The sequence below is a fragment of the Acidaminococcus sp. genome (assembly GCA_022482815.1).
Classification (GTDB): Bacteria; Bacillota; Negativicutes; order Acidaminococcales; family Acidaminococcaceae; genus Acidaminococcus.
Map to the genome: position 1 here is coordinate 2,203,863 of JAKVOM010000001.1, position 21,077 is coordinate 2,224,939.

A 21,077-nucleotide genomic window follows, 5' to 3' on the forward strand; every position below is an offset into this window, starting at 1 on the left:
AAGGTCCCTAAAGAATAAACCGCTGCGATTTTTATATTTTCTTTGGCAAACCGACGTCAGGAGGTTTGGCTACGGGAAAAGCCTGGTGCTGCTAATGAGGGGGTAAAAGGATTAGTTCTGTCTTTCTTTCCCCCACCATCGCCCTGTCTCACACCTCTTTTTACATTTTCTTTTTATGGACGGCACAGAAGATGGGTGCAGATACAAGGAAAGCGGGCTTAGGAACCCGAGATAATACAAAAATAGTATATCGAGTGGTTCCTAAGCCCGCTTGACACAGTAGATGCGACCATATTTCTGCGCCGGACGGAAAAAGTTTCCCTAAATAAAACTCTGGCCAAATAGACGTCCGAAACAAGTCGAGGACTCTATTTGGCCAGGTGCCTTTAAACTTACCGGTTTCTATCCTTCATAGCCCTATCAATCTCTCTCTTAGCCGACCTCTCCGCCATATCACGTCTCTTATCGTAGAGTTTTTTACCGGTTGCCAGGGCAAGTTTGCACTTCACAAGTCCGTGCGAGAAATAAAGCTGCAGCGGCACCAGGGTGAAGCCTTTTTCCTTCGTCTTGCCAATGAGCTTCTGAATTTCTTTCTTATGCATCAGCAGCTTGCGGTCCCGCCGCGGCTCATGGTTAAAAATATTGCCATGCGTATATTCGCTGATGTGACAGTTATAGAGATAAACTTCTCCCGACTTCGTCACGGCTGCATAGGCATCCTTGAGATTTGCCTTACCGGCACGCAGGGACTTGACTTCCGTCCCTGTCAGGACGATACCGGTTTCATATGTCTCGTGGATATTATAGTCATGACGCGCTTTTCTATTTTCTGCGACGACCTTCACCGCGTTTTTTTCCATTTTTGCTTAGACTCCTTTTGCTCGATTTATTTCTATCAGAGCCGCGTTTTTCTTCTTTCTGGCGACGTTTCTTCTTGGAATTTTTCTTTTTCCCGGAACCGCCGTGCCTGCCGCTGGTTCCCGACTGCAGCTGACGCGCTATCTGGTCTTCCATTGTTTTGCTGAATCCGGCGGGAGCAAAGTCAATCTTTCGTTCCGCAATATCGACATGAATCACCTCGATTTTCATCGGATCACCCAGACGGTACCGCTTCCCGCTGTACTGCCCGACAATGGCAAATTCTGTTTCATCGTAACGGTAATAATCGTCATTGAGACTGGAAATATGTACCAGTCCCTCTACCCCGTTCTGCAGTTGTACAAAAAGCCCGAAACCGGTCACGCCGGAAATTGTCCCTTCAAATTCCTGTCCGACAAACTGCGTCATGTATTCGGCCATCTTAAGATCCGTTGTCTGCCGTTCCACTTCAATGGCGGCGCGTTCACGATTCGACGCATGAGAAGCTGCAAGAGATAACTTGGCATCAAGGTTCTTCGCCTCTTCGCCTGACATTTTCTTATGAGAAGCTTCGAGTTTCAAAAGACGGTGCACCATCAGATCGGGATAACGGCGGATAGGTGAAGTAAAGTGAGTATAATCCTTCGCCGCCAAACCAAAGTGCCCGATATTTTCCGTCTGATAAACGGCCTGCTTCATGCTGCGAAGGGTCAGGGTCGAAATCATGCTTTCTTCCGGTCTGCCCTTAAATTTATTGAGGGCGGCCTGCAGATCCTTCGATTGAACTTTATCGCCGACTTTCAGTATCACGCCAAAATTGGCCATGAGATGAGCCAGCTCCGTAATCCGGTCGCTGTCAGGCACATCATGGACACGATAAACAAAGGGAAAATGCCTCTTGCTCATATGCTCGGCCACGGTTTCATTCGCCGCCAGCATGAATTCCTCAATCAGCATTTCGGCAATGCTGCGTTCCCGCAGCTGAATATCAATGGGTTTATTTTGTTCGTCCAGAATGACTTTAACTTCCGGAATCTCAAAATCAATGGAACCGCGGCGAATCCGCTTCTTTTTGAGGACGCGGCAAAGATCGGCCATCGTATGCAGCATGGGTACGATATCGCTGTACTTCTGACACAGCTCTTTGTCACTATCTTCGATGATTTTCCGAACGTCAGGATAATTCATCCGGTGCGCCGAACGAATCACGGCCGGTGCAATCTCATACGAAAGCACCTTGCCGGTCTTGCTGCTGATCAGCATTTCGCAGGACATAGCGAGGCGGTCTTCTCCTTCGTTCAGGCTGCAGATGCCGTTGGATAAGGTAAAAGGCAGCATAGGCAGCACACGGTCCACAAGATAGACACTCGTACCGCGGGCATACGCTTCCCGGTCAATCACGCTATAAGGGTGAACATAGTAGCTGACATCAGCAATATAGACGCCCAGGAAATAGTTCTCGCCCTGCTTTTCGGCATAAACTGCGTCATCCAGGTCTTTGGAATCGACACCATCGATTGTAATAATAGACCAGTCGCGGCGGTCTTTGCGGCCGGCAAGTTCCTTCGCCTTGATTTTCTGGGGTACCTCTTCGGCAGCCTTCTGAACTTCCGGCGGGAAATCAAGAGGCAGGTCATTATCTTTGATAATGGAAACTATTTCAAGACCGACGTCGCCGGGATTCCCTAATACCTCGGTAATCTTTCCTTCGGCATGATGATACTCATCCGGCCAGGAAGTTATCTTGACAACGACCTTTTGGTTATTTTCAGCGTGATTAAAATCTCGGCGGCGTACATAGATGTCCTGGTGAATTCGCTTGTTATCCGGCTCCACGAAGGCAAAATCGCCAGATACGACAAACGTTCCTACAAGAGATTCGTGAGCGCGTTTGATAATACGGATGACCCGGCCTTCCTCCTGACCGCGTTCATTCTTTCCGGAAACGCGGGCAATGACCGTATCATCCTGCATGGCTCCCAGAAGTGCTGAAGAAGGAATAAACAAATCCTCACGTTCTGTGCTTTTCTCAAGGGGTACGACAAAGCCGAATCCCTTGGTCGTAACCTGCATTCTTCCCGTAATGAGCCCCATGGCTTCCGGAATTCCGTATTTCTGATAGCGTGTACGGATAAGGGCACCCGAATTCTCAAGCGCTTCGAGAGCGGACCAGAACCCCTTAATATCCCTGTTTTTAACGCCCAATTCAGAAATCAGCGTCTCCGCATCTACCGGCCCCTGACAGTGGGAACGGACATACTCCATGATTTTCTCACTAATTTCTTGATTTGTCATGATCCTCCTCATACATCATCCTGGCATCTGCTTCCGCAGCCACCGTACCATCCGGACGGATAATCTGTCCCGTCATTTCAAGCATCTGACCTTTGCGGCGCTTTACTTTTGTAATGATGGACAGCTCCTGGCCGATGACGACAGGCGCGCGAAAACGTACTTCCAACCGGGCCGTGTAAGCGACCTTTTTTTCATACATATAGGGATAATTCCCCATCGTTTCATCAAATAACGTAGAAATAAGTCCCCCGTGCATCCGGCCATCATAACTTTGATGAACCGCCTGAGGGATAAACTTGGAATAGCAGCCATTGGCATCCACTTTAAAATGCATGTGCAGGCCGATGGGATTGTCTTTTCCGCAGCCAAAGCACAAGGCATCACGATTAGAACGACTCATTGTGTTTCCTCCAAAAACTCATCTACCAGGCGGTAGACGGTAAATCTTTCTTTATATAATGTCAATACATGTTTTCCTTCCTGCAGATATACCAGCTGGCAGACAGGAGAACCAATATGGTCCTGCAGATACGCCGCACTTTCAGGGCGTACCGTATGATCCGTGTACGACTGGATAATCAGCGTCGGTGCCGAAATTCTGGAAAGCCAGTGTAACCGCACAGCTTTAAGAATTCGCCTCAACTGATCAACGGCCTTAAGCGGCATGCAGCGGTACGCCACATCATATTTCTGCGGTGCATCAATATGCCTTCTCCGCTTCGGAAGCGCATCCGTGACGGGCATTGCCATCCAGAGAAAATGGATGCGCCAATCGTAGAGATAAATAGGTGTGGAAATCAGAATCAGACGATCGACGGAGCAGAAAGCACCGGCGTAAATTGCCAGAAGGCCTCCCATGGAAAGACCGATGACGGTGACTTTTTCACATGTTTTTTTGAGTAAAGCAACAGCTTCCCGAACCTGATTGAGCCAGTCTTCGGCCTTCACGTGTTCCAGGTCCTCCGGAGCCGTGCCATGTCCCTTGAGCAGAATGCCTTCTACGGTATATCCCTTTTTATGCAGCCGCTCTCCCAATTCGCGAAGCTCTGAAGGGGAACCGGTGAAACCATGAATCAGAAGTACGCCTTCCCCGTTTGTTCCGGAGAAATGATAAGGTTCCGCTCCTGTCAGCATAATCCATCCTCCCCTCAGATATACAAAAAGGGCATTACCTGCAATAAGGCAATGCCGCTTCTTTTCCTCTATTCAAGCCTGTACTCATATTATTGGAGCCGTGCAATGACGACGTTCAGCACTGCGAAAATCAGGCCAAACACAACAGTAATACGAGACAACGCTTCATCCATATCGGTTGGTTTCCCGGAAAACAGGGATTCGCCACCGCCCAGTCCGGCAAAACCGGAGCTCTTGCCAGATTGTAAAAGTACGGACGCAATCAAAATGACACTGATAATTACGTCAACAACCATTAACACAGTCAATAACACTGTAATTCCCTCCACACTTTAGATTTAATAATCATAACATAAAAGGATTGGAGAATCAAGAAGGCAGCACCGCAGATTCATTCTCTCAGGCCGCAAAGATTGTCAGCTTTCGCTGAATTGTCTCTCCACAAAATCAAAGATAACAGCATAATATTGCTGCCCAAGAGATACACTTTCGGCATGGCCCATACCGCGTACCGGAACAACTTCCTTGCGCTCCGCGGCACTCGATGCACCGAGTTCCTGCATCATCGTGACAGGAATGAGCCCGTCATTGGTTCCATGAATAAAAAGAACGGGCACCGAAGATTGAGCCACGGCGCGGATAGGACTCACGTCGCTTAAAAAGACACCGGTACGCACCTTCATCAGGAGATTGGCCGCCAGAAGAATAAAATCTCGATATGGTACGTGAAGATCATCCATGCGATATGTAAGCAGCTCTTTAAGGTCGCTGTAACCGCTGTCTTCCACCACTGCTTTAACCTGTTTTGGAAGTCCTTCACCGAGAGCCATCATCACATCGGCACCGCCCATGGAGACGCCGTAAAGAACAATTTTGGCCGAAGGATCTTCCTCTGCGATAGCTCTGGCCCAGCGAGCCACATCCTTGCCTTCAAGCGCACCCATCGTCAGATACTGACCTTCGCTGCGTCCCGAGGCCCTCATGTCAGGAGTCAGTACGTGATAACCGCGCTGCAGGTAACGACGGGCCATGGACCACATAAAACGCTGGTTACAGCCGTAACCATGAACCAGGATAGCCCAGCGGTGACTCCCGGCATTCTCCGGAACAAAGTGTGTCGCCGAAAGTTTCAGCCCGTCAAAAGAAGTCATCGTCCATTCCGCCCGTTCCACGTCCGGCGGATCAGGTTGGGCATAAGGATACTTATTGGCATACTGATATACATCTTCAAACGCGGCAGGCGGCGCCATCGGATCTTCGCTGTTCCCCCGCTTCAAAGCGTAATCCACGTAAGGGGAGCCAAAATAATAAATTGCCCCTGCAGCCCCGGCTCCAAGGAGAAGTGCCAGAACCAGCAAAAAGGCAAAAAACTTTTTCATATACGTCCACTCCTTGTGAGAATAGGACTTTATTGTACAACAAAAAGGGAGGATCAGAGAGAAATTCCTTAAAAATTCACAAATGGTAGGAATCGCCGTCAGCAAGCAGTTCCGCGGCCTTCGGCCGTATTGAAAAGGATAGTGGGTAGTGGCTAGTGGATAGTACACCCGTGCGGGTATTTTTCTTGGCGGATTCTTGAGAAAGGGTGCAGAGGGCATTAAGAAATTAGCCTTCGGCAGAAAAGGTCATCATCCACCGCAAGCGGTCCCCCTTCCTCAATGTCGCAAAGCGACGTCGAGGAAGGTCCCTAAAGAATATACCGCAGCGATTTTTTAATTTAATTTTTGGCAAACTGACGAGAGGAGGTTTGCTTCTAAAGGACCTTCTTTCAAGCCGCTTCGCGGCTTCGGAAGAAGGAGAATCGCAGTCAGCGCTGACGTAAGGAAGCGTTGACGAGTGCGGTGGATGATAGCTTCTTTTATTCTTTTCTTTATGCTACGTTATCTCCCAATATAAATCCGCTGCAAAAAATACCCGCATTAGAGTACTATCCACTATACACTAGCCACTAACCACTTTTTCGTCAATAAAGCTAAATGCCATATGCCAAATGCCAAAAGCGCCTTTGATTTTTTCTGGCTATTTCCCGTTCTTATACTTCCCTGCACTGCCGTACAATATTTCATCCTGCTCTTCCCTCGTCAATGCTTCCACCGTTCCTTCTTCACTCAAAAGGGCGATTTCCGCGCTCTGGCGGAGATTAGCTTCAATATCTTTAATCCTATGCATCGTTTCTCCAACAATATAGGCACAGCCCTGATATAAAATCACAGCCGGCGTACCATACTTTGCCTCAAAAGCCGTAATTTTATCCCTGGAAAGGGTATCTCCCATCACAAGAATCGTCCTTCCGCAATAGGTCAGCCCATCGGGGCTGATGGCAACGGGCCAGCCTGTATCAGCAAAACGCCGTGCTGCCTTACAAATGACGGCATCCGTACTGACAGAGATGAGCTTACCTACTGGCCCGTCGTTCCACTTACGAAAAGCATTATAGAAAGCAGAAGCATTCTGATAGGGGACGTAATCCGCCTTGAGATAATCAGCCGCTCGCTTTTCTGTTTCTTCCGTCCTGCGAATGACCTCATCCGTAGTTTTACCGCTCACAATAAGGCCGTGATTTTTAAGAAAGACAAGTGGAAATTTCCCCTGCACATCCGCATCTCTCAGTACTTCATAAAACATCGCCGCCAGCGGATACCCCGGCGTCCCGTACCCAACAAAGACAGCTCCTGGAAATAGTGCCTGCATAGTTTCCATCCCGCCTTTACGCGAGAGCAGCACATTGACAAAGGTCGGATGCGTATGGAGCGTCACCGCGTCCGTCACGGCGTGCAAAAACGTTTCTATGGAAGGGCGCTTACCCTCAATAAGAGCCTTAGCGATAATTTTAGAGGCCTCTTCAGCCGGCACTGCCTGGCCTACATGACCTTTCATAAAGTATGCCAGCATCGCATAATCCACGCTGGACCAGCCGTAGTCTGCCCGCATCTCACCCATCTGGCAGCCCGACGCCTTGATAAGCATTTCATGATCATTGATTTTGACGGAACTATTTCCGCCGCCTGCCTGGGCCAGATCTTCCCGCATGCCTGCATAATGGGAAATCACAAGTAAATCATTGATATCCATCTTCTGCCTTCCTTCCAAAAACCGGCTGCCTCACGGAAAAACTCCGGAAGCAGCCGGTGCAACCATTTAAAATTGTACAGTATAGGTAATAATCCCGTCTTTAAATGAAACTTTGATGCTGCCCTTCAACAGCTCCGTCAAATCCCTTGCCATGGAAAGTCCGATGCCGTAACCGGCTACTTTTCCTGTGCCTGTCGAATGGGAAGTATCCCCACGGTAAAAGCGTTCAAAGAAGTGCGTGTAGTCTTTGTTCGCTCCTGCCGCATAGCTGTTTGATACAGATACCTTGAAACCATGTCTGCCGCTCTTTGAAAGGGCTGCCGTAATCGTTCCATTGGGATCGCAGTACTTGACGGCATTGTCCATGAGGATGTTAAAAATCTCGTAAAGCGATTTCTCCTCAGTTTTGGCCACGACATTCGGTTCAATCTGCGCTTCAATTTTCTTTCCGTTGTCATCCAGTACCAGCGGACGGAACGATTCTACAGAATTGTCAAGCAGACCGGATACATTGACTTCCGTCAGTTTCAAATCTTTTCTCGTCCGTTCGCCCATCTTAGCCAGCGTAATAAGGTCATTGATCAGGTGAGTCAGCCGCTTGACCTGCGTCAGGATGTTGGTCGTCCATTCCGACTTGCCCTGCAGCAGCTCCATCGCTTCCGCATTAGCCGAAATAATGGCAATCGGGGTCTTCAGTTCATGACTGGCATTCGTGATAAACCGTTTTTGGTTCTGCATATTGTTGATAAACGGACGGATAATGATGTTACATATACCAATCAGAATCAGAGCGTAAATCACGACACAGATCAATCCGAAACGGAAAGAGTACCTCATGAACTGCTCTACGGCCCCATAGTCACGAGTCGTATCGAGCACGACGAGCAAATAATGGGTGCTGTCCGGCTCTGTAATCTGGTAACTGTAGTGAGCGCGGTTTCTCTTAAAAGTGCCCTTTGGCGTTTTGCTTGCCAGCACTTCCTTGATGCATTCCTGCACGTCCAGCTTGCCAAAGGATGCAATATTGTTCAGGTTCGCTCTGACAAGTTCACCCGACTGTGTCATTAGAACGCTGAAATACCGCATCTGGTAGTGCGATTCCGGAGAATCGTTGTACCAGTCCGGTTCGTCAATTAAGGTATCTCTCTTCGGGGCGGGAACGTTGGGCAAGTGCCCGTCGTTTTCTGAAATCATGGTCAGATGGTCGTCGACTTCTTCCTGCATTCGCACGTAGGCCATGGCATTAATCAGCCCCAGGGCCACAGTCACAATAATGACTACTGCAAGCGTGGCTGTCAGTATAAATTTCCGGCGCAGCCGGCGAATCTCATCCATCCATTAAGTCCTTCCCCTCAGGCCCCCTGAGTACAAAGTTTAAAGTTTCCTCCGCGTTTACCGTCAATGCGGACATCACCGCCGATGGCGGCCAGTTTTTCCCGCAGATAAGAGACATAGATCCAGACGATACCGCTGTCCGACTGTTCCTCTTTATCCCAGACGCGGTCAAAAAGCATTTCTGTCGAACATTCCTTGTCAGGATTCATCATGAGCACCTTCATCAGCTGGGTTTCCTTAGCGGAAAGCCGGACGGCGCTCTTACAGGAAAGCTCACCTTCCCCGACTTTCAGCGTCACAGAGCCCTGATGCAGGGCTTCCGAGTCCTTCTGGTTGCGACGCACCATAGAGCGGATGCGGGCCAGAAGTTCTCCCATAGCAAAAGGTTTCGTCAAATAATCATCGGCCCCGGCATCGAGCCCGTTGATTTTATCATCGACTTCTGATTTCGCCGTAAGCAGAATGACCGGCGTCGTGTTGCCGCTTTGCCTCAATTCCTGAAGGGCAGTGATTCCGTCCTTGCGCGGCATCATAACATCGAAAATCATACAGTCGTAAGGGTGACTCTGGGCCTTATCCACAGCTTCCTGACCATCATAAGCCGGATCCACATGGTATCCGGAATGATTCAGGACAGCAGATACAGCCATTGACATCGCCTTTTCGTCTTCTGCCAGCAAAATATCCATTCGTCATGACTCCTTTCCATCATCTTCGCTATCCTGTATGAGGTTACGGATAGTTTGCATGGATAAATCGCACGCTGCCAGTTCATCGGCGCAGCGTTTTAATTCTGCTACTATCAGTTCAGGATTTTTGATGTTGTGTTTGTATTTCATTTCGTGTTCCAGGCTGGCCCATGTATCCATGGCAATGGTGCGCAGCTGAATTTCGGCATAAAAATGACCCGGATTGTTCCCGTCGATATCCTCGTAGGGAGCCTCCAGTTCAATAATCATATGATAACTCCGGTAACCATTTGGTTTAACATTTTTGATATAATCCTTTTCCTTCACCACACGGCAGCCGGGTATATTTCTAATTGCTTCAATATTGGCATACACATCGTGGATAAAACGGCACACCACACGGAGGCCGATGGCATCATAGAGATGCCTCAGCGCCGAATAGGCCGACACTTCATAACCCTTGCGGGTACACTTCTCATTCATGCTGTCGGGTGCCTTGATGCGGTAAATCAAATGCTCGTACGCACCATGACCTGTTTCCGACTTCATCTTTTCGTTATAGGCTTGAATCTGATCAATAAGATAGGTCTGAACTTTTTTCAGGACTGGAACCCATGCTTCATAATGAGTTTTGTCTGTTTCCATCTCTTCACCTACTTTTGCATCATTGACTTACCCTGCTATTATTGTAACATATTTTACGACAGAAATTTGAGGATATTTTCAGACATTTGTAACAAAGATGTAACATGGCCGCCAAAGGCGGCAGAATGGAGTTGCCTTCGGCAACTCGCTGCGGGCCGACTGCGTCGGCCGGGAAGCAAAGCGCCATTTCATGGACGCTTTGCATGTGGGGCACCAAAGGTGCCCGGGATTATCGTACATCTACTTTTCGTATGCTAGTATGATATACAAAAAATATGAAAAATATATTAAGAAAGGGAAAAATATTTAGTAAAGAAGGGCTTAATTTTGGTTATCGCGATACCGTTAGAAAAATAAAAAAAATAAAAAAATTAGGGTCATCATCCACCGCAAGCGGTCCCCCTTCCTCAATGTCGCGCAGCGACGTCGAGGAAGGTCCCTAAAGAATATGCCGCAGTGATTTTTAATTTTCTTTTTGGCAAACCGACGTAAGGAGGTTTGGCTACGGTGAACCTTCTTCCAAGCCGCCCCACTCGTGGCGGCTTCGGAAGGAGGAGAATCGCAGGAAGCACTGGCGCTAGCCAGGGCTGACGATTGCGATGGAGGGATAGCTTCTTTTATTATTTTATTATTTTTTGCTAAAGCGGAGCTTTAGCGACTATATCCGTGCCTTCTTCGAGCGTCAGCGAGGAAGAAGGGGAACCGCAGTGGGCGTCGATTGACTTGGCAATCGCGCACACGGCCGCGGTGGATATTCAGTTGGATAACAAGTAAGGGTAAATAAGAGAGAGGTAAAACAGCAGCACTCCTGGATGTAACCAAATGTCCCATTTGGCTCAATTGAATTAGTTCGTAGCTTAATCGTACCCATTCCTGCGTTCAGAATGAATACCCACCACGGACGGAAAGCGACTGCGTCGCATTCCTGTGGTCCCTCCCTCTTATTTTTTTATCAAAAAACAAGAGGGCGAAAGAGCTGCTGAAATTTCTATTAGTGCTTTTAATAACTAGAGAAAGACTAAAATATAGTAAAAAATAATAAGAGGGTCCCTAAAGAATGTACCGCAGCGATTTTTTAATTTTCATTTTGCAAACCGTTTACATTTTGCCACCTACAGTGTGACCAGCGATCTACAAAAAAAGAGCTGTGAAGAATTTCTCCACAGCTCTTTTCACGTGCTTTATTTAATGTTATAGAACACTTTCATGCCGTTGTATTCGCTGGCGTTGCCCAGGTCTTCTTCAATGCGGAGGAGCTGGTTATACTTAGCCACGCGGTCCGTACGGCACGGAGCACCGGATTTGATTTGACCGGCGTTCGTTCCGACAACGACGTCAGCAATGGTCGTGTCTTCGGTTTCGCCGCTTCTGTGAGAAACAATAGCGGTATAGCCGGCACGTTTAGCCATTTCGATAGCGGACAGAGTTTCAGTCAGCGTACCGATTTGATTCAGTTTAATCAGAATAGCATTGGCAACACCGAGGGAAATACCCTTGGCCAGACGCTGTACGTTCGTTACGAACAGGTCATCGCCGACGATCTGGATCTTCTTGCCGAGTTTTTCGGTGAGCAGCTTCCAGCCATCCCAGTCGTCTTCTGCCAGACCATCTTCAATGGAAATGATAGGATACTTTTCGCAGAGAGAAGCATACCAGTCAACCATTTCAGCAGCTGTCTTGGATACGCCTTCGCCTTTGAGGACATACTTACCGTCTTCATACAGGCCGCTGGCAGCCGTATCGATAGCCAGTCTCACTTGATTGCCCGGTTTGTAGCCGGCTTTTTCAATAGCTTCTACAATGACCTGCAGGGCTTCTTCGTTGGATTCAAGGTTCGGTGCGAAACCGCCTTCATCGCCTACAGCCGTAGCAAGGCCTTTGCCCTTCAGTACGTTCTTCAGAGCATGATAAATTTCAGCGTTCATGCGCAGTGCTTCAGCAAAGCTGTCAGCGCCAACCGGCATAACCATGAATTCCTGGATGTCCACGTTGTTATCTGCGTGAGCACCGCCGTTCAGGATGTTCATCATCGGTACCGGCAGTTCCTTGGCATTGGTGCCGCCCAGATATTGATACAGGGGCAGACCGCAGTCTTGAGCAGCTGCTTTTGCTACAGCAAGGGAAACACCCAGGATAGCGTTAGCACCCAGTTTACCCTTGTTTTCCGTACCATCGAGACGGATCAGTTCCTTATCGATTTCTACCTGGCGGGTCGGGTCAAGGCCAATGAGAGCGTCGGCAATGACATCATTGACATTGTCAACAGCCTTCTGTACGCCTTTGCCGTTGTAGCGGCTCTTGTCACCGTCTCTTAATTCAACGGCTTCATGGACACCGGTGGAAGCACCGGAAGGAACAGCTGCACGGCCGATAATACCGTTATCCAGCACAACTTCCACTTCCACGGTAGGATTGCCGCGGGAATCCAGAATCTCTCTTGCATAGACTTCATCAATCAATGACATGTCGAGTCACCTCTCACTTTCTATTAATCAGACTGCTGCCAGTCATGGCTTCAGGTTTGGGAAGACCCATCAAATCAAGCAGGGTCGGAGCAATATCGGACAAACCGCCGCTGCGGACCGTAGCGCCTTCTTCGGCACCGGCCACCAGGAACGGTACCGGATTCGTCGTATGCGCCGTCATAGGTTCGCCCGTTTTAACGTCAATCATTTCCTCCAGGTTGCCGTGATCTGCCGTAATGCAGACCGCGCCGCCCATGGCGAGTACCTGGTCGACAATCTTACCGGCACAGGTATCGACAGCCTCCATCGCTTTGATAGCTGCCTCGAGGACACCCGTATGGCCTACCATATCCGGGTTTGCAAAGTTCAGGATGACCAGGTCATAAATACCTTTACTCAGTGCTTCCTGAAGCTTTTCCGTCACGATGTACGCGCTCATCTCGGGCTGCAGGTCATACGTCGCCACCTTCGGAGACGGTACCAGAATCCGGTCTTCGCCTTCATGGGGCTGTTCCCGGCCGCCGTTAAAGAAGAACGTCACATGTGCATATTTTTCGGTTTCCGCAATATGGAGCTGATGGAGACCTTTACGGGAAACGACTTCTGCCAGCGTATCCTTCACATCTTCCGGACCAAAGGCAACCGGAGCCGGAAGCGTGGCTTCATACTGGGTCATGCAGACCACATGTACGGGCTGAGCTTCCGCATACCGTTCAAAGTTCGCAAACTTAGGATCGGCAAAGGCCGACGTAATTTCACGAGCCCGGTCTGGACGGAAGTTGAAGCAGATCAAACTATCCCCGGCCTTTACGGCACCAGGGACACCGTCTACGGCAAAAGGCACCACAAACTCATCGGTTTGTCCCGACTTATAGGCATTCTCCAGGCCTTCCAAAGCAGAAGGCGCGGTCACACTGCCATGGCCCGTCATCGTATCATAGGCCTTCTTGATGCGGTCCCAGCGCTTATCGCGGTCCATCGCATAATAGCGGCCGGACACATCGGCAATCTTTCCGACGCCGATACGGCGGCATTCTTTTTCAATCTGCTCAATGTACGGACCGGCACTCTTCGGAGGCGTATCACGGCCGTCAAGGAACATATGCAGATAGACGTTCTTGACGCCTTCCTTTTTCGCCATTTCCAGAAGGCCAATCAGGTGATCGATGTGGCTGTGCACGCCGCCGTCACTCAATAGTCCCATGAAATGCAGGGCATGACCCTCTTGGCAGGCCAGCTGCATCGCTTCCTTGAGCACAGGATTCTCAAAAAGGGAACCGTCTTTGATAGCCCGGGAAATACGAGTCAGACTTTGGTAAATAATGCGGCCGGAGCCAATCGTCATATGACCAACTTCGGAGTTGCCCATCTGCCCGTCCGGAAGACCAACGGCTTCACCGCTTGCCCGCAGCTCATTGTGCGGGAATTTGGCAAAGTAGCTGTCCAGATGGGGCGTCTTGGCAAGGACTGCCGCATTCCCCGGACCGGGAGGGGCAATGCCCCACCCGTCGAGGATCATCAACATTACAGGTTTTTTAGACATCTTGCGCCTCAAAACGTATTGGCAATTTCAGCGAAGCTTTCCGCATTCAGGCTGGCACCGCCGACGAGCACGCCGTCTACTCCTTCTACGTGGAAGGAATGAGCATTTTCCGGCTTGACGCTGCCGCCGTAGAGTACACGGACTCTGCGGGAAGTATCATGATCAAAATGGTCTTCCACTGCTTTACGAATGACGTCAGCTGCCTTCACGGCATCTTCGACAGAAGCCGTATGACCGGAGCCGATAGCCCAGATCGGTTCATAGGCAACTACGAGATGGCAAGCCTGTTCTTTCGTAATAGAATCCAGTACAGGGTTCAGTTCGGAAAGAATCACGTCTTCCTGCTTACCGGCATCATGTTCATCGGCATTTTCACCAACGCACAGTACCGGATCAAGATTGTTCCGATATGCCGCAGCAATCTTCTTGACAACGATTTCATTCGTGTCGCCGAAGTACTGCCGTCTTTCGGAATGACCAACAATGACGTACTGAGAGCCGATTTCGGCAATCATCGGGCCGGAAACAGCACCCGTGTACGCACCTTTATCTTCGTAGAACAAATCCTGGGCACCATATTCGAGAACGCCGTCAACCAGAGCAGCAACCGATTCCAGCGCCGTGAAAGGCGGGAAAAGGACCACTTCACAACGAGCCGTTTCGGTTCTGTGCATTAATTCATGCGCCAGTTCCATCGCCTCGTCAACGGTCTTGTTGCATTTCCAGTTGCCGGCCACCATAGGGTCCCGAAGGTCGTCCAATGCGGCCACGCCGGGCAGGACTTTCCCTTCCAGATATTCCAGGGAGGCACCGCCGCCCGTGGAAACATGACTCATCTTGTCGCCAAGACCCATTTGCTTAACAGCAGCCGCGCTGTCGCCGCCGCCGACGATAGTCACACCGCCGCAGTTCGCCATAGCTTCAGCTACGCCGCGCGTACCGGCAGCAAACGGAGCCATTTCAAATACGCCCATCGGGCCGTTCCAGACTACAGTCTTCATGCCGGCAAGCGTGTCAGCATACAGTTTCGTCGTCTTCGGGCCGATATCGAGGGCCATGTATTCAGGATTCAGATGATCCAGGTCTTCCGGTTCATGCTTGGCATCTGCAGCAAAAGCGGAAGCCATTTCCAGGTCAACCGGCAGGAGCATCTTCGTGCCATGGTTCTTCGCCATGTCAATGAGATCCTTAGCGACTTCAATGCTTTCCTTTTCTACCAGGGACTTACCCATGTCGTAGCCCTGAGCAGCGAGGAACGTGTTAGCCATACCGCCGCCGATCAGAATGACGTCAGCCTTTTCGATAAGGCTCTTGATAACAGCAATCTTATCAGCTACCTTGGCACCGCCGACAATGGCAGCAAACGGACGAGCCGGATTATCTACGGCATTGCCCAGGTAAGCAATTTCCTTTTCCAGCAGGAAACCAGCCACAGCCGGCAGGAAATGGGTTACGCCTTCTACGGAAGCGTGGGCGCGGTGGGATACACCGAAACCGTCGTTGACGTAGACTTCAGCGAGTTCAGCCAGTTCCTGTGCGAACTTCGGGTCGTTCTTTTCTTCTTCCGGATGGAAGCGAAGGTTTTCGAGCATCAGTACTTCGCCCGGCTTCAGGTCGGCAGCAGCCTTCTTGGCTTCTTCACCGATGCAGTCATTAGCAAATTTAACGTCCTTACCCAGGAAACCGGACAGGCATTTAGCCACCGGCTTCAGGGAGTACTTAGCCACAACCTTCCCTTTCGGACGGCCCAGATGAGCCATCAGAATCAGGGCAGCGCCGTGATCAAGCAGATAACGAAGCGTCGGGAGAGACGCCTCGACACGAGTCGTGTCAGTAATCTCTCCCGCTTCGTTCATGGGGACGTTATAGTCAACGCGAACCAATACTTTTTTACCGGATACGTCAATATCCTTTAACGTTTTCTTCTCCATGAATAACGCTCCTTACAGGCCAGAATTATAAGCCTTTGCTGGCTACATAAACAGCCAGTTCAACGAGGCGGTTGGAATAGCCCCATTCGTTATCATACCAGGAAATAACCTTAGCAGTACGAGGACCAATCATCATGGTGGACAGACCATCAACAATGGAGCTCAGCGGGCAGCCCTTGTAGTCAATGGAAACCAGCGGCAGTTCATTGTAGCCCAGGATACCCTTCATGGTGGTTTCGGAAGCAACCTTCATGGCTTCGTTGATTTCTTCCTTCGTGGTGTCTTTCTTCAGGTTGACAACGAGGTCGGTCAGGGAAACATCAGGGGTCGGGACACGGATGGAGATACCATTCAGTTTGCCCTTCAGTTCCGGCAGTACCAGAGCGGTAGCCTTAGCAGCACCGGTCGTGGTCGGAATGATGGAGCAAGCGCCGGCACGAGCACGCCTCAGATCCTTGTGAGAAGCATCCAGAATCTTCTGGTCGTTGGTATAGGAGTGAACCGTGGTCATCAGGCCGCTTTCAATACCGAAGTTGTCCATCAGGACCTTCGTGAACGGAGCCAGGCAGTTGGTCGTGCAGGAAGCGTTGGAAATAATGTTGTGTTTCTTCGGATCATATTTATCCTGGTTAACGCCCAGAACGATGGTGATATCTTCACCCTTAGCAGGAGCAGCAATCAGGACTTTCTTGGCACCGTTATCCAGATGCGGCTGAACTTGTTCACGATTCTTGAACTTACCAGTCGTTTCCAGAACAACGTCAACACCCAGTTCGCCCCAGGGAATATCTTTCGGTTCGTTGAAACGGGTAAATTTGACGGAACGGTTGCCAATCTTCATGATATCGCCGTCTACGGAAATATCTTCATCAAAAGTACCATGGATGGAGTCGTATTTCAGCAGATGAGCATAAGTGTCAATTCCGGAACGAGCGTTGACAGCGACGACTTCGACTTCCGGATTCTTGACAGCGATACGCAGAGCGCAGCGACCAATCCGACCAAAACCGTTAATACCAATCTTTACCATTTGTAAAAACCTCCTAATAAAATATTTATTATTTGCTGTTCAGCCAATAAATAATTTCACGGGCAGCCGCCTCATCCGTGACCAGGATATCATCCTGACCGCTTCTCAGGACGGACAGCATAGCTTTGCCCTTCGAATGACCACCGGCAATGCCGATGACCGTTTGAATCCTCTCCAGGTCTGTAATCATAAGACCCAGGGAATCTGTGCTGTAGACGACTTTGCCGTCCAGCCGGAAGTACTGTCCCAGGGCTTCCCCTACGGCACCTTCCGTTTCCAGCTTCTTGCTGACGGCTTCGGGAACACCGCGTTTACGCGCCATGACGAGCGCTTGTCCCATCCCATGGACCAGGATGTCGGCCCCTTTGATGGTGTCAATGACATCACTTACCGTCGGATCCTCATCGAGGATCTGGGAAAGAACATCTTCACTCACACTGTCCGGCACATAAAGCTGTAAATACTTGGCCTTGAGCCGCCTTGCCAATACGGTGGCAATCGTGTTGGCCTGCAGTTCGATTTTGTCACCCAGACCACCCCGTGCGGGAACAATCACGCAGTTGGGCTGGCTTCCATAAATCGTTTCAGCCATCGCTGCCACTGTGGAGCCGCCGGTTACGGCGACAATGTGCTTTTCCTTGTTGCTGATGAGTCCCAGCAGAATCCGCGCGGCCGTACGGCCGATTTCCTGCCGTACAACCTTGTTTTCATCCGCGTCGCCGGGAATGACTACCACCTTCTTCAGTTTGAGTTGATCCTTCAGGATACTTTCGAGGGAAGACAATTTTTGCAGACGGTTCACATAGGCACGCAGCTCCTGGAGCAGGCTGTCGCCTTCGTCCGTAAGGGTCATGCCCGTGAGGCCAAAACTAAGAAGTCCCGCCTCTTTGAGGAAATCCACATGGGAACGGACGACGCGCTCGGAAAGTCCCAGCTTCTTTGCCAGGGTCCGGCGGCCAATAGGCTGGTCGTTGCGGATCTGCAGCAAGACGCTGTACCGCTCAATCAGCAGCTGAACCATTTCTGGAACCAGTTTATTCTGCAGATTAATGACTTCATCGATGCTGACGTGTTCAATTTTGTCCCGCGTGTTACTTTTTATGTCCCACCATCTCCAAAAAAAATATGTATTTCCAAACTCATTATAGCACAATGAACTATTTAGAAAAGGGCTATTTATCTTTTTATACGGAAATAATTTTTTTAGGAAAAAATTCTGTACCCTTAAAAAATGCCGTATGTCTCAGATTTTTGTCATTATCGTTACATATTTTGAAATAGCATATGCCAATTTTTTCACAATATTATCGAAAAATTGTCAAATTTCGAATCCAAAGAAATTTTTATACATTTTCTATTAAAGTACACTATTTTCGTAAAACAGCATTTTATGCTATACTTTTTTCTTGTATACAAAAAACAAAATATGAAAGTGAGGTCTTTTCATGTTCCATGTAGCCGTCTTAGACAAGAAACGGACCACAAATACCGCCCTTATCGATCAACTTCATTCTCTGCATCATCTACCACAGCGAGTCATCCCCCACTCCTTTTGCCACGAGGAAGACTTACTAGACAGCTACTATTACGGGAACCGATATCATGCTTTAATCGTACAGGAAACTCAGACTGTATTGGAAGACCTGAGGTTAGAAGAGAGTATCCGCCGCTATGACCAGGATGTCCCCATCGTCCTGATCAACCCTTTCGAAGAATTATCCGTGGAAGGGTACCGCATCCCGCTTTTCCGGTATTATCGGGAAACGCCGGACAGTCAGGAACTCTATGACTTACTCGTCGACTTGATTAATGAAGAAGAAAATCATGTTCCCAATACGTTTATCTTCAATAATGGACAGGGCTATCACCGCCTGGATATCTGTGAGATTCGTTATTTCCATGCGGAGGAAAACCGCGTCCTCATCTATACGAGCAAAACAGTCTATAAATTCCGCGAGTCCATCCGGCGCCTGGAAGAAGCACTGGAGAGATGTGATTTCTGCAGGATACATCGAGGATATCTGGTAAATGTTGATTACATACGGACGATTACGGGATCTACCGTCATCCTGAAAGATGGCGATGAACTGCCGCTGAGCAAGAAGCATGGCACGCAGATCAGGGAGAAACTGAAAAGTATGATGGGACTGCAGAGGGGCCGCTGAGGCGGAAGTAAAACAGGCAGATATAATTTTGTATGGAGCTGTAAAGAGGATTGTTTCTTTACAGCTCCTTTTGGTGTGTGGAAAACATTCTATCCATCCACCAGCCTTCGGCCGAATCGGAGTGGTTAGTGGCTAGTGGCAAGTGGTTAGTACACCCGTGCGAGTATTTTTCTTGGCGGATTCACGATGAAGAAAGATGCGGACAGTAAGTAATAAGAATAAGCCTTCGGCAGAAAGGAGCATCATCCACCGCAAGCGGTCCCCCTTCCTCAATGTCGCGCAGCGACGTCGAGGAAGGTCCCTAAAGAATATACCGCAGCGGTTTTTAATTTTTATTTTTGGCAAACCGACGGAGGAGGTTTACTTCTAAAAGACCTTGTATCATATGTATTGGGACTTTACCCCTCTTCTGGGGGAAAGTGCTACACTGTAAAAGATGCTGTGGATTGGTTTTGGGACCTACCGATTAACGGTTTGAAGAAGACTCCAACCACAGCTCTTTGCAGCGATGTTAATAAGTTAGATACCGCCAGACGGTTTATATAGAACAAGGATACATGGCAGAGAGTCTGTGGTTTCAGCATCATATTTTTTAGGAGGTTTTATATTATGATCTACGTTGGAATTGATGTGTCCAAAGACAAACATGACTGCTGCATCCTTGACCCAGAGCATAAGTCCAGGTACAAGCAATTTACTATTACCAATGATTGGGAGGGCTTTGACTTTCTGCTGAAGCAGATATGCTCTTACAAACAACCGGCAGAAAACATAAAAGTAGGGCTTGAAGCCACCGGACCTTACAGCGAGAATATCACCAGATTCCTGCTGAATAACGGGCTACCAACTTATGTCTTCAATCCCATGTTGACAGATCAATACAAAAAGAGTCATAGCCTTCGCAAAACTAAAACCGATCGCATTGATGCTCATTTCATAGCCTGTATGTTCATGTCCGATTTGGATCTCAAACCCTACGTTCCTAAAGAATACCACAATGAACGTCTCATGTCACTTACCAGATCTCGGTTCAGAATGGTTCAGGCAAGAACAAAGATTAAACAAGACGTGGATCGGCTTGTGGTTCTCAACTTCCCTGAACTAGGAAAATATATGAACCTGAATTCTGCTACTGCTCACGCTATATTCATGGAATATCCTACTCCCGAGGAGCTGGCAAACGCCAACTTGAAACACTTGAAAAACATTATTCACAAGGCATCCAGAGGCAGCTTAAATGAGGATTTGGCTGAACAAATTCGTGACGAAGCAAAAAAATCTATCGGTAAACACAACAATCTGGGCAATGAACATGAATTGCGGGCGAACATCCGGATTCTTGAGGACTATGATGAAGAAATTCGCAAAATCGAGGCTGAGGAAAAGGAGCTGCTGAGCGAGCATCCGGAACCTTTGCTTACAATTCCTGGGATTGGTGCCGTCACAGGAGCTGCAATTTTAGCGGAAGTCGGGGATTTTTCCAGGTTCTCTTCTCCCGACAAAGTTCTAGCCTATGCCGGGCTTGCACCGTCCAGGAACCAGTCAGGACGTCGAAGTGGGATAGGTCGAAGCGCCCACATGGAGAAAAGAGGGTCACGTTATCTACGATTTGCGCTCTTTAACGCAGCGATATTCGTCTGCCGGTACGAACCAGCCTACAAGGAATATTTAGCTAAGAAACTAAACGAAGGCAAGCATTACTACATAGCAATCTCTCATGCAGTTAAAAAATTGGTACGGTTAATTTATGCACTTCAGACAACAGGAAATACATACAAAACATCTGCTCAATTAATGCTTCAAAAGCAGATAAACACTAGCTCCGATTCACAGAAATTTGCACTTGACATATGATAGTTAGTCTTCTTTCAAGCCGCTCCGCGGCTTCGAAAGAAGGGGAACCGCAGTCAGCGCT

The 21,077-nt window shown here is 48.9% G+C and carries 17 protein-coding genes; 2 read left to right on the plus strand and 15 right to left on the minus strand.

Going from position 1 to position 21,077, the window contains the following annotated elements:
* Positions 1–392: 392 nt before the first annotated feature.
* From smpB to LKE33_09585, 15 genes are all read right to left on the minus strand, one after another.
* Positions 393–860, minus strand: coding sequence for an SsrA-binding protein SmpB (gene smpB, locus LKE33_09515; GenBank protein MCH3951153.1), 468 nt, complete (start codon positions 858–860; stop codon positions 393–395).
* Complete coding sequence (gene rnr / locus LKE33_09520) at positions 823–3,153, minus strand: ribonuclease R (protein ID MCH3951154.1); 2,331 nt, start codon at positions 3,151–3,153, stop codon at positions 823–825. The genes smpB and rnr overlap by 38 nt, the downstream gene beginning before the upstream one ends.
* On the minus strand, positions 3,134–3,553 hold the full coding sequence (locus LKE33_09525) for a hotdog fold thioesterase (protein ID MCH3951155.1): 420 nt from the start codon (positions 3,551–3,553) through the stop codon (positions 3,134–3,136). Before LKE33_09525 ends, rnr begins: the two co-directional genes overlap by 20 nt.
* Positions 3,550–4,287, minus strand: coding sequence for an alpha/beta fold hydrolase (locus LKE33_09530; GenBank protein ID MCH3951156.1), 738 nt, complete (start codon positions 4,285–4,287; stop codon positions 3,550–3,552). The genes LKE33_09525 and LKE33_09530 overlap by 4 nt, the downstream gene beginning before the upstream one ends.
* Positions 4,288–4,376: 89 nt before the next feature.
* On the minus strand, positions 4,377–4,601 hold the full coding sequence (gene secG / locus LKE33_09535; protein MCH3951157.1) for a preprotein translocase subunit SecG: 225 nt from the start codon (positions 4,599–4,601) through the stop codon (positions 4,377–4,379).
* Between the two features lie 102 nt (positions 4,602–4,703).
* Positions 4,704–5,666 (minus strand): alpha/beta hydrolase, encoded by a 963-nt coding sequence (locus LKE33_09540; GenBank protein MCH3951158.1) that lies wholly within the window; start codon positions 5,664–5,666, stop codon positions 4,704–4,706.
* A gap of 640 nt (positions 5,667–6,306) precedes the next feature.
* On the minus strand, positions 6,307–7,359 hold the full coding sequence (locus LKE33_09545; protein MCH3951159.1) for a class II aldolase/adducin family protein: 1,053 nt from the start codon (positions 7,357–7,359) through the stop codon (positions 6,307–6,309).
* 66 nt (positions 7,360–7,425) lie between these two features.
* Entirely contained in the window at positions 7,426–8,694 is a 1,269-nt protein-coding gene (locus LKE33_09550; protein ID MCH3951160.1) for a HAMP domain-containing histidine kinase, read from the minus strand.
* Between the two features lie 17 nt (positions 8,695–8,711).
* A complete protein-coding gene (locus tag LKE33_09555) occupies positions 8,712–9,383 on the minus strand; it encodes a response regulator transcription factor (protein ID MCH3951161.1) in 672 nt (223 codons plus the stop codon).
* Positions 9,384–9,386: 3 nt separating this feature from the next.
* Positions 9,387–10,028, minus strand: a complete 642-nt coding sequence (locus tag LKE33_09560) for a GTP pyrophosphokinase family protein (protein MCH3951162.1) — start codon at positions 10,026–10,028, stop codon at positions 9,387–9,389.
* Positions 10,029–11,209: 1,181 nt separating this feature from the next.
* Positions 11,210–12,493: a phosphopyruvate hydratase gene (gene eno / locus LKE33_09565; protein MCH3951163.1), complete on the minus strand. Its 1,284-nt coding sequence runs from the start codon at positions 12,491–12,493 to the stop codon at positions 11,210–11,212.
* A 13-nt stretch (positions 12,494–12,506) separates the two neighbouring features.
* Positions 12,507–14,036 (minus strand): 2,3-bisphosphoglycerate-independent phosphoglycerate mutase, encoded by a 1,530-nt coding sequence (gpmI, locus tag LKE33_09570; protein ID MCH3951164.1) that lies wholly within the window; start codon positions 14,034–14,036, stop codon positions 12,507–12,509.
* 8 nt (positions 14,037–14,044) lie between these two features.
* The gene (gene tpiA / locus LKE33_09575) at positions 14,045–15,967 is read right to left on the minus strand and encodes a triose-phosphate isomerase (protein MCH3951165.1); all 1,923 of its coding nucleotides are present in this window, start codon (positions 15,965–15,967) and stop codon (positions 14,045–14,047) included.
* 25 nt (positions 15,968–15,992) lie between these two features.
* The gene (gene gap / locus LKE33_09580; GenBank protein MCH3951166.1) at positions 15,993–16,997 is read right to left on the minus strand and encodes a type I glyceraldehyde-3-phosphate dehydrogenase; all 1,005 of its coding nucleotides are present in this window, start codon (positions 16,995–16,997) and stop codon (positions 15,993–15,995) included.
* 28 nt (positions 16,998–17,025) lie between these two features.
* Positions 17,026–18,018 carry an HTH domain-containing protein gene (locus tag LKE33_09585; GenBank protein MCH3951167.1) on the minus strand — a complete coding sequence of 331 codons (993 nt, stop codon included), beginning with the start codon at positions 18,016–18,018 and terminating at the stop codon, positions 17,026–17,028.
* Between the two features lie 424 nt (positions 18,019–18,442).
* Here LKE33_09585 and LKE33_09590 point away from each other — a divergent pair, with 424 nt between their 5' ends.
* Positions 18,443–19,162 carry a LytTR family transcriptional regulator DNA-binding domain-containing protein gene (locus LKE33_09590; protein MCH3951168.1) on the plus strand — a complete coding sequence of 240 codons (720 nt, stop codon included), beginning with the start codon at positions 18,443–18,445 and terminating at the stop codon, positions 19,160–19,162.
* 609 nt (positions 19,163–19,771) lie between these two features.
* On the plus strand, positions 19,772–21,016 hold the full coding sequence (locus LKE33_09595) for an IS110 family transposase (GenBank protein MCH3951169.1): 1,245 nt from the start codon (positions 19,772–19,774) through the stop codon (positions 21,014–21,016).
* Positions 21,017–21,077 lie beyond the last annotated feature (61 nt).